At 57.0% G+C, this 16,041-nt stretch carries 11 protein-coding genes; 1 reads left to right on the top strand and 10 read right to left on the bottom strand.

The genetic code is table 11. The annotated features are described in order from the left end of the window. Positions 1–4: 4 nt before the first annotated feature. The 10 genes from BA177_RS07125 to BA177_RS07075 all read right to left on the bottom strand — a co-directional run bounded on the left by BA177_RS07125 (position 5) and on the right by BA177_RS07075 (position 14,226). Positions 5–850 (bottom strand): substrate-binding periplasmic protein, encoded by an 846-nt coding sequence (locus tag BA177_RS07125; RefSeq protein ID WP_068614774.1) that lies wholly within the window; start codon positions 848–850, stop codon positions 5–7. Continuing rightward, on the bottom strand, positions 840–1,919 hold the full coding sequence (locus tag BA177_RS07120; RefSeq protein WP_068614771.1) for a TRAP transporter substrate-binding protein: 1,080 nt from the start codon (positions 1,917–1,919) through the stop codon (positions 840–842). The genes BA177_RS07125 and BA177_RS07120 overlap by 11 nt, the downstream gene beginning before the upstream one ends. A 421-nt stretch (positions 1,920–2,340) precedes the next feature. After that, a complete protein-coding gene (locus BA177_RS07115) occupies positions 2,341–4,095 on the bottom strand; it encodes an N-acyl-D-amino-acid deacylase family protein (protein ID WP_082989944.1) in 1,755 nt (584 codons plus the stop codon). Between the two features lie 185 nt (positions 4,096–4,280). Further along, complete coding sequence (locus BA177_RS07110) at positions 4,281–7,112, bottom strand: TonB-dependent receptor plug domain-containing protein (RefSeq protein ID WP_082989943.1); 2,832 nt, start codon at positions 7,110–7,112, stop codon at positions 4,281–4,283. A 1,199-nt stretch (positions 7,113–8,311) separates the two neighbouring features. Next, complete coding sequence (locus BA177_RS07100; protein WP_068614764.1) at positions 8,312–9,514, bottom strand: NAD(P)/FAD-dependent oxidoreductase; 1,203 nt, start codon at positions 9,512–9,514, stop codon at positions 8,312–8,314. A gap of 36 nt (positions 9,515–9,550) precedes the next feature. Next, positions 9,551–9,817 carry a polyhydroxyalkanoic acid system family protein gene (locus BA177_RS07095; RefSeq protein WP_068619023.1) on the bottom strand — a complete coding sequence of 89 codons (267 nt, stop codon included), beginning with the start codon at positions 9,815–9,817 and terminating at the stop codon, positions 9,551–9,553. 88 nt (positions 9,818–9,905) lie between these two features. Continuing rightward, positions 9,906–11,561, bottom strand: a complete 1,656-nt coding sequence (locus tag BA177_RS07090; RefSeq protein ID WP_197493374.1) for an N-acyl-D-amino-acid deacylase family protein — start codon at positions 11,559–11,561, stop codon at positions 9,906–9,908. Beyond that, a complete protein-coding gene (locus BA177_RS07085; protein WP_068614762.1) occupies positions 11,558–12,076 on the bottom strand; it encodes a S41 family peptidase in 519 nt (172 codons plus the stop codon). The genes BA177_RS07090 and BA177_RS07085 overlap by 4 nt, the downstream gene beginning before the upstream one ends. Then, positions 12,073–12,591: a hypothetical protein gene (locus BA177_RS18885; RefSeq protein ID WP_231892497.1), complete on the bottom strand. Its 519-nt coding sequence runs from the start codon at positions 12,589–12,591 to the stop codon at positions 12,073–12,075. Before BA177_RS18885 ends, BA177_RS07085 begins: the two co-directional genes overlap by 4 nt. Before the next feature lie 252 nt (positions 12,592–12,843). Continuing rightward, positions 12,844–14,226: an FAD-binding oxidoreductase gene (locus BA177_RS07075; protein ID WP_082989941.1), complete on the bottom strand. Its 1,383-nt coding sequence runs from the start codon at positions 14,224–14,226 to the stop codon at positions 12,844–12,846. Positions 14,227–14,511: 285 nt separating this feature from the next. Here BA177_RS07075 and BA177_RS07070 point away from each other — a divergent pair, with 285 nt between their 5' ends. Continuing rightward, positions 14,512–15,951: an aldehyde dehydrogenase family protein gene (locus tag BA177_RS07070; RefSeq protein WP_068614756.1), complete on the top strand. Its 1,440-nt coding sequence runs from the start codon at positions 14,512–14,514 to the stop codon at positions 15,949–15,951. Positions 15,952–16,041: the final 90 nt, after the last annotated feature.

Here is a 16,041-nt window from a genome sequence, read left to right as displayed (position 1 = left end):
CTCTTCATTCTTTGACTAAACCCTGTATGCCGTAGGCCTCGATACCGCGTTCCAGCCAGCCTGATTGCGCCAGCGCTTGTAGAGCAGCATTGACGTCAGCCAGCCGCTCCGGAGTGACTGTCTTTTTGCTCATCTGCAGTCGGTACGTACCTGCATCGAATTTCATTCTGTGAAATTCAACCGCATTTGCTGCATCGAGTCGTGCAATCAGGGCTGCAGCGACGTTCACTTCGATCAAGAATCCGTCGATGGACTGTTCAAGTAAACGCTGGAGATTCTCTGCCTCAGTGACACGGTCTTTTATCTGCGCCGGATAGCGAGCAAACGCACTCTCAAGTGGCGCTGCATACATATCATCAACGGTCTTGCCAAATACCAGTCCGCTCGCCAACACCTCGTCAACTGTCGTACCCGGAAAATCAGCCACGGTACCGCTTCTAACAAGCAGACCAATGACTTCCTTACGATAGCTCTCGGAATACCAGGACCAGGCCGCTCGGTCGTTCTTGTAGCCCGTGCCGACCGTCACATCGGCGGCGCCGCTTTCCAGCGCCTCAAGAATCTTGCCCCACGCCATCTCTTCGAACGACACTGTACAACCAACTCTGGCAGCAACTTCAGTTACAACGTCGATATCGAATCCGAGCGGCAGATCGCTGCCCGCAGAATACGAGTACGGCTCATAGGGATCCCACGCGACTCGCCAATGGCAATCCCTTGCGGCACCCTCTATCGGCGGAGTGCACGCGGCAAGCATCAACGTTGTAACAAGTAGCAACGCAACAAGGGCAGCTTGCGCACGGGCCGCCGAGACAGTCCATGCAACGTTGGTCGCCGTGCTAGCCCGCATAGTGCTTGCGCCTCGCCGCGGTAAAGGCATCTTCCCCAAATACTGCCCAACGCATCGCATCCGCTCGAGCGGCGTTGAAGCTCTCGAAGACCTTCCGCGTCAATGCGTTTCGATCAGCGATCTCTGCAACCGCCTCGTCAGCGTACTTCGCGATTGATCTCATGACTTCTTCGTTGAAAGTTGTCGGCCGTACGCCGTGCTGTTCGTCGAGCACTGTCAGTGCCGCCGAATTCTGCACATTGAACTCGGTAAGTGACCGAATATACTCCGCGGTGGTGACCTCCTGCAGTAACGCCTGCAAGCGCTCGCCCAGACTGTCCCATATATCGAGGTTCACGCCCAATGCAAGCGAACCGCCGGGTTCGTGGAACCCCGGATAGTAGTAGTGTGACGCCACTTCGTGCATGCCGGCGGCAAGATCGTTCCAGGGACCAACCCACTCGGCAGCATCCAGAGAGCCGTCCTTGAGAGCGCCTCGAATTTCACCGCCCGCAAGGTTTACCGGGACTGCGCCCAGTTTTTGCAGGGCGGTACCACCAAGTCCCGGCATGCGTATTCTGAGCCCGTCAAAATCTTCAATTCGGCGTATCTCGCGATTGAACCAGCCGCCCATCTGTGCGCCCGTATTGGTGCACAGTAGCGGCTTGATATTGAATGGAGCCGAGAGTTCGTCCCACAACTCGTGACCTCCGCCGTGCAATAGCCAGCCCGCCAATTCCGTCGCCGTCATGCCGAAAGGAATAGCAGTGAAGAAGTTGTAGGCAGGTGATTTGGATTGCTGGTAGTAATCGGCCGAATGGTACAAATCCGCTTGGCCGCCGGCTACTGCGTCGAATACCTCGAACGGCCCCACCCGTTCACCAGCGGCAAACACCTTAACGATCAGCTCACCGCCGCTTGCCGCCTCAATACGCTTTGCGACGCGGTTCGCACTGGTCCCGAGCCCGGGAAAACCCGCTGGCCAGGAGGTGACCATGGTTAATGTACGCGGCGATGATTTCGCGAAAGCGCTCGAACTGACGCCGACCGCTCCCAGACCGCTGGTACTGAGAAATTGTCTTCTGTCCATACGTTCAACCCGACAGTGGCCAAGCCGGCATTATGGCTGTTGCGTTTCACCGAGTCCACCTTAATTGAACAAACATTCAGTCAAATTGGAAGCCTCCCTGTGACCAAATGCAAAGCCATAAAGCCCGTCCTGCAAGGGATTGGACGAAGAGCAGGCAAACCGGACTGATAGCGGAAAATTGCAGCACGAACGAGGCGCTCACCGGCATCGCCAGCAATTCATCACCGGAATGCACCTTACCGACAGGCGCATTCTTGCGACGGCAGGGCCAGACATGCCCCGCCATTGTGCACCTGATTGATCGGAAAGAATGCAATGAGAGAGGAACCGCCGGGCCGGTGAAAAGGGCCAGCGATGTAGCGACCAACGCAATCAGACGATGATCACGCACCGCCCCTGCAGATCAGTGTCGTTCGAACGATTAACGAACTGAATCGCCAGTCCGCTTTACGATGACCCCGGGCAATGCGCCTGTCAGTTTGCCTGTATCCAGTACCGCGGTGCCATTGACCAGTACGTACTCAATACCTTCCGCATACAGGTCTCGCTCCATTACAGTTGCGCGGTCCCGAATGCGGTCATAGTCGAAGACCACGATATCGGCTTTGTAGCCTTCCCGCAGATACCCCCTGTCACGCAAACCGATAATTTGCGCGGGCAAACCTGTTGAAGAACGAATCGCAAAAGGCAATGAAATTACCTTGCGATCCTTGGCGTAGTGGGCGATTTTTCGCACGAAGGCACCGTACATGCGCGGATGCGTCCCCGGCCGCCCTTCCAGCCCCGCCACGTCGATGATGCCCGCATCCGACGAAGTGGCCGTGTACTCCTGGCGCATGTAGTTGTGCACATCCATCTCGTGCATGGAATGGCCTCGCATCCAGAATCCACCCGGCACGTCTTCGTAGCCGCTTAGTGCAAAGTTAAGGATTGTATCCACGTACGACTCTTCACGAGCATCCGCGGCTTCCAGCAATGTCTTGCCGAGCAGTGCACGGTCCGGATGGTCGACGATTATGTGCCGATCAGGCCCGCCCTGATGATTCACTATCCACTCGATGTCCCGTTCGATCAGTTTGCGTGTGGCGGGATCGGCGAGGTTTGACCGCAGGTTAGGCCGGTGTTGATCCAAAACGCCGGACCGCCTGAGGCGTGGATCATCGTTGCCACCCGTTCGATCGAAGCCCGGCGGTGCGAAAGCCCACAGCGGCACCATGACCTGCGGGCCGCCGCCATTGGTTTCATATGCATACTGATCAAAATAGACTGCGAGCCCTTCGTCACGCGCAGCATCAGCCAAAGCGATGTCGTGCGACGAGCGCCCCCAGGACGCGCGACCACGCGCTTTGACATGACTCGCTACAACCCGCACACCCGTTTCACGTGCGATGTTGATAGTCTCTTCCAGCGCCTGCAGCCCGTCGATCGGCCAGCCATCGACAATGCTCGGCAATTGCCACATCGGCATCGTCGGTTCACTGCGCTGATGGGCGATATAAAACCCGTCGTACCGGGGCAGAACAGACGCAAGCTCAAGTACTTCCTGCTCGGAGCTGAAGCGTGCCGGCCGATACTCGAGACCTGCGCCCAAACCCCATGCGCCCGCATCCATGCCGTCCCGGAGCAGAGCTTTCATCGCCGCCACTTCCCGCTCAGTGGCCTCTCTCTCGTAGTCATCGCCCATGACTTGCAGACGGATAGTACTGTGGCCAACCATGGGCACCATGTTCATCGCGATGCCCAAGCGCTCGTAGGCGGCGAATTCCGCAGTCAATGGCCAGAGCCGGTTCCGTCCGTCAGCAGCGCCAACCACCGTGGTCAATCCCTGGCTGACGAGATTGTGCGCGCGCCGGCCTTCTATCTCGTCCGATATCAAGCCACTGTCGGCATGCGAGTGCAGGTCGATAAAACCGGGTGCAACGTACAGGCCCTCGGCATCGATGACACGCTTTGCTGATGCACCTGAAAGATCGCCGATCCTGACTATCTGATCGCCGCGAATGCCAATGTCCGACGGGAAATCCACGTTGCCAGTCCCATCCAGAATACGACCATTGGCAATGATCAGATCAAAACCGGGCGATTGGGCAAAGGCAGATCCCGGTGCCAAGACAGTGCACAGAATCAGTGACGCCCAATGGCGAACCCACCCAGTCAGACATTGTTTAGCAAACATTTGTCTCTCCCGCTCGAAATCCGGTATCGACTCTCAACGCCTGTGGCAAATCACTCTCAGCACTTGCTGGACTCCTGACCACCGAACCCGGGCACTCGGCGCAGGCTTACGTACAGACACGGTTATGTCGGGCATGCCTTGCTGCCGTAATGCCGACAGCAAGGCGGACCGCCCTTTGTACGCCGCTAGAAGTTCACCCTTAGACCAAATTTGAACACTGTGCCGAGCAAATCGTACAGCGCCGGATTGGCCGCAATCAGCTGATGGCTCACACCGCTCGGGCCGTTGTGAATAGTCGCGGGATCGTCATTGAGGAGATTGCGAATGACGAAGTACGCCTCGGCATCTGCGTCACCCAGGTCGAAGCGGTAAGCGGAATAAAGATCAAAATACAACGCGCCGTCTATGTCGTTGGTATTGACCGTTCGATTGATGCTGGTGGAGACAGGACAGCCGCTGGTGCAAACAATGGCATTGTTGTCGTAAACGCCGTCACTGAAGCCGCGCGCGGTCAACGACGCTGTGAACGCATCCCGATTGAACATCGCCGTGGTTCTGAACACCCAATCCGGAGGGCTGGTTCCGGCAATCTGGCCGACACTGTTGGTCGGTTCGGTGATGCCATCGTCCGAGGTTTCTTTGATGTAGTGAGTTGCAATACCGCTGAACGACAAATCGCCACCCCACATATCGATCTGACCATAGTTCGCTGCCAGATCAACACCTTGCGCCTTCACTATCACGTAGTTGAACGGATTACGGCGAACCTCGGTGATCACTTCCGTTCCCAGCGGCCCTATGCCTCTTGTTATCGCATCACAGAAGTTTTGATTACCCTCGAAACAGCGGTTCACAATGCTCTGCACACCAACTGAACCGATGGCATCGGAGATTTCGATATCGTAATAGTCGGCGGACATTCTTAGCTTCGGCAGGAACGAAGGCTCCAGAACCACACCAAAACCAAATGTGTCAGCTTCCTCTGGTTTCAGGTCCGGGTTACCGGAAATGATGCCGAGAAACTGAACAGTTTCATTGTTGTTAAACGGATCCGAAACAGAATTCGTTTGCGCCCCACCCCCTTCGAACAGTTCGCCAAGGCCCGGGGCACGAATATCACGAGACAATGTGGTGCGGAAACGAATGTCATCAACCGGACTGAACGTAACGCCCGCTTTCCACGTCGTCACATTGCCCGATGTGCTGTAGTCCGTTGCCCGCACGGCACCATTGAACTCCAGGCGGTTTTCGATGATCGGCACTATCGTCTCGAAATACGCCTCATTCACGGTGTACTTACCGAACATCGGCTTGTAGTTACCGTTGAACCAGCCTGCATTCGCAGAAATGGAGTCCGCAACACCGCTGATCTCTTCGCTTCTGTGCTCAAAACCAAATGCCAAGGAAACATCACCGGCCGGCACTGAAAACGGTGCACCCTGAACAGAAATCGCATAGACCTTCTGAGTCAGCTTCTGCTCTCGCTTCGGTCCATACAGCACGCCTTCTGTGCCGGTGCCCCGGTAGAGGTAGTCGACGGTCGCTTGCGAATTGACGCCGACACCCATCGGGTTGTACGGCTTGCATCCGTTGTTCGGGTCCGTCAACGTCGAACGACAGACAATCTGGCCGGTTGCCGGATCAAATACGGCGTCCAGTGCCATGGCGAAATGGTCCCGGTTCGTCGTCCTGGCGAATTCAGTCGTGTTGGTCACACCGTGCTGAGCGTATAAGTCATAACTCCAGTTTGAGCCCGCCATGTCAAACGAGCCAGCCAAACCTGCACTGTAACGTTCCGCACCACGATTGTTGCTGCTTTCAATCGGATTGAGATCGCCGTTCATGCTACCGAGGCGGAACTCCGTGATCCCAAGGGTTGCCATCTGCGTTGCTACCGTCTCCGGGATGAACGCGTTGTCCGCCTGAATACTGATATTGGCAACATTGAACTGCGAACAACACCAGCCGCGGGCATCATATTCGGAGTTGCTGTACTCAAGGTAACCTTCAACGTTGTCGTTGAACTGGTACGAAAAGCGGGTGAACAAACTTTGTCTCTTCTCCATTGGCGTCAGCGTGACTTTGTCGTTAGCTTGTGCGTCCGCCCAATCACCACCTTGCATCCACGGATCCCGAAGCACAGACCCGAACTGGAACTGGTAAGGCATCCCGCCCGGACCGAACGCGGTACCGCGTAACGCCGTGTTCGTAATGATGCCGTTGCCCAATGCGGTACTGAGGCCAACCTGAGACAAGCGCAAAATCTCTGGTTGACCACCCGTGGGCGTGTAGTCCGGATTAAACATCGAGAAGTTGCCACCGTTATTCCAGGACCGTGGCACACCAAAAATTCCTTCTCTGTCAGCCAAATCAACGCTGGCAATAAAGTGACCGCGACCATCGAACAACTCGGTACCCGCAGTCAGTGTTGCGCGCAAGGTATCGTCGTCTCCATAGGTTGTCATACCACCTGAGAGATCAGCCTTGATACCCACGTAATCGGTATCCATGATGAAGTTGATGACGCCAGACACCGCGTCCGAGCCGTAGACAGCCGAAGCACCACCGGTTACCACCTCCACACGTTCAATCAATGACTGAGGGACGGTATTGATATCGACAACACCATCGTTGCTCGCGCCGGGCAAACGCCGACCATTCAACAGCACCAGCGTTCTCGACTGACCCAGACTGCGCAGGTTTATACCATTGATACCAGCGCGGCCCGATGAAATCTGGAGATTCGCCGTGTTCGGCGTCATGCTGCCGACAACTGAAGGCAGTTGATTGACGATGTCGGCAACATTCTGTGGTGCGTCTGCCTCCATCTGTTCCGCACCCAGCACCGTAACCGGCGTAGGCGTATCGTAGCCAGATCTGGCCAGTCGTGTACCCGTAACGACGATGTTTTCCAGAGCTGCTTCCTCAGCGTCTTGCGACTCTTGCGCGCCGATACTTGTGCTGACTATGGCCGCCAGCACTACAATCAGTCTTGCGTCACGATTCTTGAATTTCATGTCTTCCCCGTTAAGTTCCGAGAGGTATCCCGGAACAAGCTGTCAACCCCCCAAACCCTGATAGCACGCTGCATTGCCGTGCTGATAAAATCTGTTCCGCTCGTTCGACGACGGCCTTTCTGTTCCGCCTTCAACATGCCGCTTACATCGTGCGCGCGTTACTATCAGTCCTGTGACCATCACGCGATCAACGCCAGCCGCGTCAATACTTTATTGGCACGCTGCACGCGTTTCTGGCACTGCAATTTGATTGCTCGTTCTCGCCGTAAGCCGCCGTACCACAAAGCTTGCACCGCATAAGGGCACGTCAAGCTGCACGGCTAACGGGTAGACGAACGGCATTGTTTTATCCGCCAATCTTTTTTTTGGCCGCAGCGACAGGGGTGGAAGACGCTCGTGTACTCGGCCCGCTTCATCGCGGCAGACCTGTGGAGAGGCGCAAGCATATCCAGTAACCGGCTCAACGCTCCTGAAGCAGAATCCGGAAAAGTCGTGGAATGGGCAAAACTATGCGGCAGGTCGTTTGTGTTGGCAGGCTATATCAAGATAAGCGCGAAAGCCTTGTCGGGCGACTTCTACGACCCTTCGAAAGAAGTTGGTCGTGATCTATTGAACTCAGAGACGTTTAAGCAAGTTGCTGGACAGTTATCAGTCTGCCTTCAGCCCTGTCACGCTGTTGTTTTCATCGTCTGAATCGAACAATCCCTGAGGATACCTCGAGAGCACACTCATCCTGTCCCAAAGGCAAGCCAGCTCCAGCAAAACCGTCCGATTCTTACCGTCGACCGCCAGCCATTCTCGCAGGCTACAGAAATCGGCAGCTGAAAGGCCTTTGTCCAGTCTTGCGATCCAGGCACTCGCTTCTTCGTAGCACTGCGCAGTTCGCATAACCTCATCGTTCTTACTCAAGTAAGGCCCCCAATTCACCGGGCGGAGTACTGCCCTGTCCCTCGTGATCGGCAAGTTCCTTGCACGGACACCGCGATCACAGGTTTCATTCCAAGGCACTGGGCTTGCTGATCACAACTCATCGCCAGTTCAGAGCTTGCGCACGGCATTCCAACTTCTTTGCCAGTTGTAGACGACAATCATGACGCTCAACTCGTACCAATCTGAATCTCTGATTGTTGTGGTTCTGCAATGGTCAGGTTTGCCATCGTACGCCTCGGCAGCCCGAAAACCTGACCGCCATAACACGATCAGTCCAGCAATGACTTGGTTTCGACATCAAGGTCTGCAAGCCGAGTCGCATCAACCCGCTTCCCAAACAGTTTCTTACCCGCCATAAATTCCCGCGGTTCATTAATTGCATCGACCGCGACAACGGTGTCATCCCGAAGATGAAAAATCGCGAACTTGTGTCCGGCCATATCGCCGCGCAGGATCTGGCGATCACCATCAGCCGAGAAGCCGACCATTTGCAACTTCACATCGTATTGATCGCTCCAGAACCACGGCACGGAGTCATGGATATCGTCACCGCCAAGCATGTTGGTTGCGGCGACCCGGGCCTGGTCCATGGCATTCGGCACAGACTCGAGCCGCAATCGTCGGCCCAATTGGGGATTCGGGTGGTTGGTGCAATCACCCGCGGCGTAGATGTCGGGGCTTGAGGTGCGGCACCGTTCATCAACGACGATTCCATTGTCGCAGGCCAGGCCCGCCTGCTCTGCCAACTCAACGTTGGGCACCACGCCGACACCAATGATTACGAGGTCAGTCTTGATCGTATCGTTGCCACACTGCACTTCCCGAACACCGGTGTCGCCAGCGAATCCAGTGACCTGGCAGTTCGTGCGTATCTCAACGCCATGACTCTTGTGCATGTCAGCGTAAAAACGGCTCAATTCCGGCGAAGCAACACGCTGCAACACCCGATCGCCGGCTTCCAGCACACAAACCTTTTTACCTGCCGCGATCGCAACGGCCGCGACTTCAAGCCCAATGTATCCACCACCAACAACACAGACCCTGTTGGCTGTCACCATCTCGGAGCGAATTCGATCGACATCAGCCACTGTCCGCAGGTAATGAATACCAGCCAGATCGGAACCTGGCGCCTGCAAGATGCGGGGTCGTGCGCCGGTACACAGCAACAGATGATCGTAGGCACACTGTTCCTGGCCGATCCTCAGCGTTTTCTTTGCCGCATCGATCTCGTCGACATGAGCATTGGTGCGAACTTCAATGGCCTGCTTTTCATAGAACGCAGCTTGACGTACGTACAAGTGTTGCAGTTCGTCTTTACCGGACAAATAGCCCTTCGACAATGGCGGGCGCTGATACGGAATGTACGGCTCGTCGGCCACGATCAGTAGCCGACCGTCATGACCTTTTTGCCGCAGACTGGCCGCTGCCTGCCCGGCAGCATGGCCTCCACCAACGATGACGATAGTTGTCATAGACTCAATTCCTTGCCGGAAAGAGGACGTATTGCGCTACGCCAGTTGCTTGTCCATCTCGCTCTCTATGGCCGAGCGGATGGATGACTCCATGAAGCTCAACGCGAGACCCAATTGCAAATCCAGATTAACGCGGTCATCGCCAACGGACAAAGCCCCACTCAGACCTCGACCGGATACCCGGAGCTGATCCCCTTCCCAACGGGACTCGAGATCGAACTGCCCCTTAAGACTCGTGGCCAGACGCTCCACGCGCTTACGCGCCTCGTCACGACCGAGAGTGTGTTCCCGTTCTATCCGCATCTGCCTTTCTGTCCTTTTGCTGTCAGGCAAGCCATTCACCTGACTCTGGGGTGAAATTGTACCTGCGTGTTTGCTCGCTTGCGTCGTTTTAGCGATTTCTGTAGTCGCCGGATCTCAACAGGCGACCCGGTCGTGCGCCGGTCATCGAACCCCTTTCCAGAACCGCGGTTCCTGCGACAAACACGTAATGCATTCCTTCCGCATACTGATGTGGCTCGGCGAACGTGGAGTGATCGATGACCGTCGCAGGATCGAACACGACGATATCCGCAATCGCGTCGACACTGATACGGCCGCGATCATCGAGCCCCAGCCGATCGGCGGGCAAGCGGGTCATCTTGTGCACGGCAGTATGCAAAGGCAACACACCTTGTTCACGCACGTAATGCCCCAGCACTCGTGCGAAACTGCCGTAATTTCGTGGGTGAGGCACTCGCTCGGATGGATCCTCAACCCCGCCGTCCGATGCAATCATTGTCCGTGGGTGGCGCATGATATTGCGCACATCCGCTTCATCAATTGCATGAAAAACCGCGCTGCAATTGCCCGCCACTACGAGTTCCATCAGCAACTCAGCTGCGGCATCTTTCGCTACCGCGATCTCGCGGCTTTGCAGAATCTGTGACAAATTCAAGCCATTGAGTGAGCGGTCGAACGAGCAATTGGCAAGGACCACGTTTGCCGGATCGTTGCCGCCGCGATCAACTTCGATGCGGTACACAATTTCCTTGCGCAGCTCTTCGTGTTGCGCAGGATCACGTATACGTTGCAGCAGGGCATCGCGGCCGCCGTCCAGGCTCCAGCCGGGGAACAGGATAGTCAGGCTGGTCGACGATGCCGTGTACGGGTACTGATCAATACTTACGTCTACTCCCCGCTCAACAGCCTCATCTACAAGCCGCAAAGTTTCTGTCGACTTACCCCACATCGGCGCGCCGACAATTTTGTGGTGGGTAATCTGGGTTGGCAGGCCGCCTTCCTCACCTATGCGTATCGTCTCGGCAACGCTCTTCAGTACATCGAGCCCTTCCTCCCGCATATGGCTGATGTAGATCCCGCCATAGTCCGCGGCTACTTTGGCAAGCTCAACTACTTCTTCCGTAGCGGCGAACCGGCCAGGTGCGTAAATCAAGCCAGATGAAAGACCGAACGCCCCCTCCTGCATCGCGGCAGCCACTTGTTGGCGCATTGCCTCCAGCTCCTGCGTGGTCGGGACACGATCATCTTCACCGACGACCAATGCCCGAACAGAACCGTGACCGACGAAGGTGCCGAAGTTGACCGATGCGGGTTGTTCGCGCAGCGCGTCGAACGTTGCCGTGATCGGCAGCGGCGAACTGCCATCCGGCCCGCCGATGGCGGTCGTGACGCCCTGCCGAATCAGATTTTCCGCATCGGGCCAGCGAAATATGCCGTCATTGGCGTTGCCACGCACCGCATGGCTGTGGATATCGATGAAACCCGGCGCAACAGCCAGGCCACCGAGATCGATACGCTGTAGTGCAGCTCGCTCGCGAAGATCACCGATGGCAACGATGCGATCACCCACTATGCCGACATCAGCCAGGACTGGTTCGCTGTCGTCGCCAGTGAACACAAGCCCACCGGCCAGCACCGTATCAAGGGTTGGCGCTATCGCAGGCGCGGGCTCCTGGCTGCAGGCGACCAATGCACACACGCAGAGAGTGGCCAGGCCAAGCACTGCCCGTCGGCCCCGGATCCAGCAACTCGCGGCGTAAGTCACTGACCGAGCTCCGTCGGGTACGCCGGCGCCACATCCGGTATCGGATCCCGGAAGTCGTCCAACTGCCGCAAGATTTCATCAATCGCATGCGCCAGCTGCGTATCGCGTCCGCGATTGTTCTCGATCGGGTCCTGTGCGACTTCGATATCGGGTGCCACGCCCTGGTTCTCGACACTCCAGCGATGATCAGCATCGTAGAAACGGAAATACGGCACAACTGTCGAACCTCCGTCCATCAGGCCGGGGTTCGTGGAAATGCCGATCAATCCACCCCGGGTTCGGGTACCGATCAATTTACCGATCCCCAGCTGGCGAAACGAATACGGCAAGAAGTCGCCGCCCGACCCCGCATTTTGATCAATGAGCATGACCTTAGGGCCATGTACGGCACCGGCCGGCGTATTGCATACCAGCCCATCGCGGTCTTTCCAGCCAGCCAAGTGCTGTCGACTGAGCACATCGGTGATGTAGTTTGCGGCCTGACCGCCACCGTTCGCACGCTCGTCGATAATCATGGCGTCTTAATCGAGCTGGGCAAAAACAGCCGGTTGAAATAAGCGGAGCCCGTTGTTGCCTGATTGTAGTGATAGACATTGAACTGCCCTTGATCCCGGTCAGACAACAAATGCCGTTCCTCACCGAGCCATATCGAATTGAATTTGGTCCCGTTCGCACCGTCCACGGTGGTTACGGTGTCACGGGCCAAATCCATGATCTGGATCGCGGGCGTGGTGCCACCACGGTAACCCTTCCAGCCGGAGCTGCCGCGGAAAAGACCGCTGTAGCCGGAGCCGTACTCTATCTTCGTGCCATCCGGGGAGAAGACAGGCCCGTATTCACTGGCCGGATCAGAGGTAAGTCGTCGCGGTTGCGAGCCATCGCGCTGACTGACCCAAATATCCCCCGCGTAAACAAACGCAAGCTGCGTTGCGGAAATGTCCGGGTCTTCAAGCAGTAACGTCTGCTGCGCCATAGCAAATCCGGGAAACACGCAAGCCAATACGCATACGACAACGATCTGATTCCTCATGTAGTCACCTTGATCACGACCGGTACCATTGATGGTGGTCCGTCGATTGTTATTTTGCAGTTAGCGCGAGTATAAGGCCCGATTATGGTGGGGCAAATGCAGCGGCACCGCTGCCGCGGAGACACGGCGCGAATACACCGCCAACCGACAAGTAGCGCATAGTCCGCACCGGTACTCAAATGCCGTGGATTGCCGATGGCCGCGGCTCGCGGCACTGGCATCGGACACCATGCAGTGAATTGCAATCGTTGCTCAGGGCGTGCCGACGACTTTTCCCGGGTTCAGCAAATTGCGCGGATCAAGCGTGCGTTTCAGGGCGCGCATCGTCGCGATTTCATTGCTGGATCGCGACAACGGCAGCCAACCACGCTTTTCGAGACCGATGCCGTGTTCCGCCGAAATCGCGCCTGAGTACGGTTTAAGCAAGTGATAAACATGGTGCTCTACGACGTCACGCTCACTCGCACTGTACTCACCCACCACTGAAATATGCAGATTGTTGTCGCCCAAGTGTCCGAATGCCACGACGTGCGCAGTTGGCAGCGCATTGCCTAACTCCCTGGTCAGCGATTCGACGTAATTACCCACGTCAGAAATGCGCAGACTGATATCAAAGTTCTGCGCGCCGCTCACGATCCATTCCACATCGTGACGCACCGCCCACATCGCCTCCCGTTCCTGACCGGATTTCGCCAGCACCCCGTCACTGACGCTGCCGCTGGTGAACAAAGCCTCCATCGTTGCGGCAAAAACATCGTCATCAAAATCCGGGTTACTGCCCATGGCCTCGATCAGAACGTAGCAATACTGCCCTGGTGCAATCATTGCCGCTTGTTGCCCTTTAGGCTGGACGACGTGCTCGTAAAAACTGTTCCACATGACTTCGAAACCGCACAGCGCCGAGCCAAGCCGTGCGCGTACTTCGTTCAACACACGGACCGTATCGTCGTAGCTGTTGCAGGCCAACAATGCGACATTGTGGGATTGTGGTTTGTTGGCCAGACGCATGACCACACGCGTGACGACGCCAAGTACGCCTTCTGTACCAATAAACAAGTGCTTGAGATCAAAGCCGGAATTGTTCTTGATGTACCGATTCATCGATGACAAGACGGTACCGTCTGCCAATACAGCCTCGATGCCCAGTACAGAGTCGCGCGTCATACCGTAGCGAATTACTTTGCTGCCGCCCGCATTGGTTGACACGTTCCCGCCCAGAGTGCAGTTGTCGCGCGCCCCGATATCAACCGGATAGATCAGGCCTTCGGCATCGGCCGCTTCCTGTGCGTTTCGCAGGATCAGTCCCGCCTGGGCCGTCATGGTGAGCGCCGTAGTATCGATTTCTTCGATGGCATTCATCCGGGCCAGGTCGAGAACCAGGTCTTCAGGTGTTGTAGCGCAGCCCTGCACAAGGTTGGTCACCCCGCCATAGGTAACGACCGATTGGCGTGCGCTGTAGCAAGCCGCCAAAACATCAGCAACTTCGCCTGTACTGGCCGGCAGTACAACGGTATGCGCCAGACACGGCTGGTGCGTATTCCAGGCGGGCGGTCGGGCGCGCACGACCTCACCCGGCAGCAGGTTTTCTGCACCGACGATGCCCGCGAGCTTGTTGCGCAGATCCTGGTCCATCATGCCGGCAATCCACTGTGCATAGCCGCCGTACGCGGCGCCGCCGAGCCGCTGAAGCTGGCGGAAACCCGCTCTGCCTGCCCGGTCAATCGCTGTCGTGCCGCGCTCTGGCGGCCTGTCGTCCTCATCCCTGGTGCCTCTCCTGTAAACCTGCAGCCCCGCCGCCGTCCGGGCCCATGCTATAGCGAGCGGCTTTGCGTGACCACGTTTCCGGGAAAATCATCGCCCGCGATGAAACCGGCGTGGGTATTGCGATATGATCCGCGGCTCAGACACTGGAGGTCATTCATGCGCGAAATGCTGCAATTCTATATCGACGGACAATGGGTTGATCCTGTCATCCCATCGACCCTTGACGTAATTAACCCTGCGACCGAAGAAGTTTGCGGTCGAATCAGCATGGGCAGCGAGGCTGATGTCGACAAGGCCGTCCAGGCCGCTGTCGCGGCCAGCGCCGGGTTTGCGGCGAGCAGCCGGCAAGAACGGCTGGATTTGCTGCAATCCATTCTTGACGTCTTTGCCAAACGGCACGACGAGGTCGCGGAAGCGATCATGGAAGAAATGGGCGCGCCCTGGAAACTGGCCAAGTTCGCCCAGGCGGCGAGCGGCCCGCAGCATATCGGTGCCGCGCTGAAAGTCTTGCGTGACTTTCCTTTTGAAGAAATTCACGGCACAACGGCTGTAGTGAAAGAAGCCATTGGTCCCTGCGCATTGATTACGCCGTGGAACTGGCCAATAAACCAAATTGCCGTCAAAGTTGCCCCGGCGCTGGCTGCCGGCTGCACAATGGTCCTGAAACCCAGCGAAATCGCCCCGTTCGATGCCATCTTGTTCGCCGAGATTCTGCACGAAGCGGGCGTCCCCGCCGGTGTGTTCAACCTGATCAATGGCGACGGGCCCACTGTTGGAGCAAGCATGAGCAGCCACCCTGATATAGCGATGGTCTCGTTCACCGGCTCAACCCGCGCTGGCGTCGCCGTCGCTCAAAATGCGGCTCCGGGCGTCAAGCGTGTCTCACAAGAACTGGGCGGCAAGTCGGCGAACATCATCCTCGACGACGCTGATTTCGAACGGGCGGTGAACGGCGGAGTCAGCGCCTGTTTCGAGAACACCGGCCAATCCTGCAATGCCCCGACCCGCATGCTGGTGCCGCGCAGCCGTCTGGACGACGTCAACCGCATTGCAGCGGCCAGAGCAGCTGGCGTTGTCGTCGGCGACCCTCGCGAGAAAGGCGTGCACATGGGGCCGGTCGTTTCCGCGGTCCAGTGGCAGAAAATCCAGGACCTGATCCAGGCAGGCATTGACGAAGGCGCCACCCTGTTGAGCGGCGGAACCGGCCGACCCGACCATTTGGAGCGCGGCTATTATGTCAAGCCGACAATTTTCACTGACGTCAGCAACGACATGACCGTGGCCCGCGAAGAGATCTTCGGCCCCGTCCTGTGCATCATCCCGTATGACGACGAAGCCGAGGCAATCCGGATTGCCAACGATACGCCTTACGGCCTGTCCGGGTACGTAAGTTCCAGCAACCTTGACTGGGCACGCAAGGTCGCCGCACAACTGCGTACCGGCATGGTCCACATCAACGGTGCATCGCTGGATGCGTTTGCTCCGTTTGGCGGCTTCAAGCACTCCGGCAACGGGCGCGAATGGGGCGCACACGGCTTCGACGAATTCCTTGAAGTGAAGTCCGTGTTCGGCTTTGAGGCCAAGAAGGCCAGTTAAGCCCGCAATTACTGTAAATCCACCGGCATGGCCGCAAGTAAATGAAACTCGCTGGCCCATGCCGGGTCTTTTATCAAGCCTACAAAACGA

The sequence above is a fragment of the Woeseia oceani genome, assembly GCF_001677435.1.
Classification (GTDB): Bacteria; Pseudomonadota; Gammaproteobacteria; order Steroidobacterales; family Woeseiaceae; genus Woeseia; species Woeseia oceani.
Note: the sequence above shows the minus strand (reverse complement) of the source record. Positions and strands in the feature narration are given on the sequence as shown.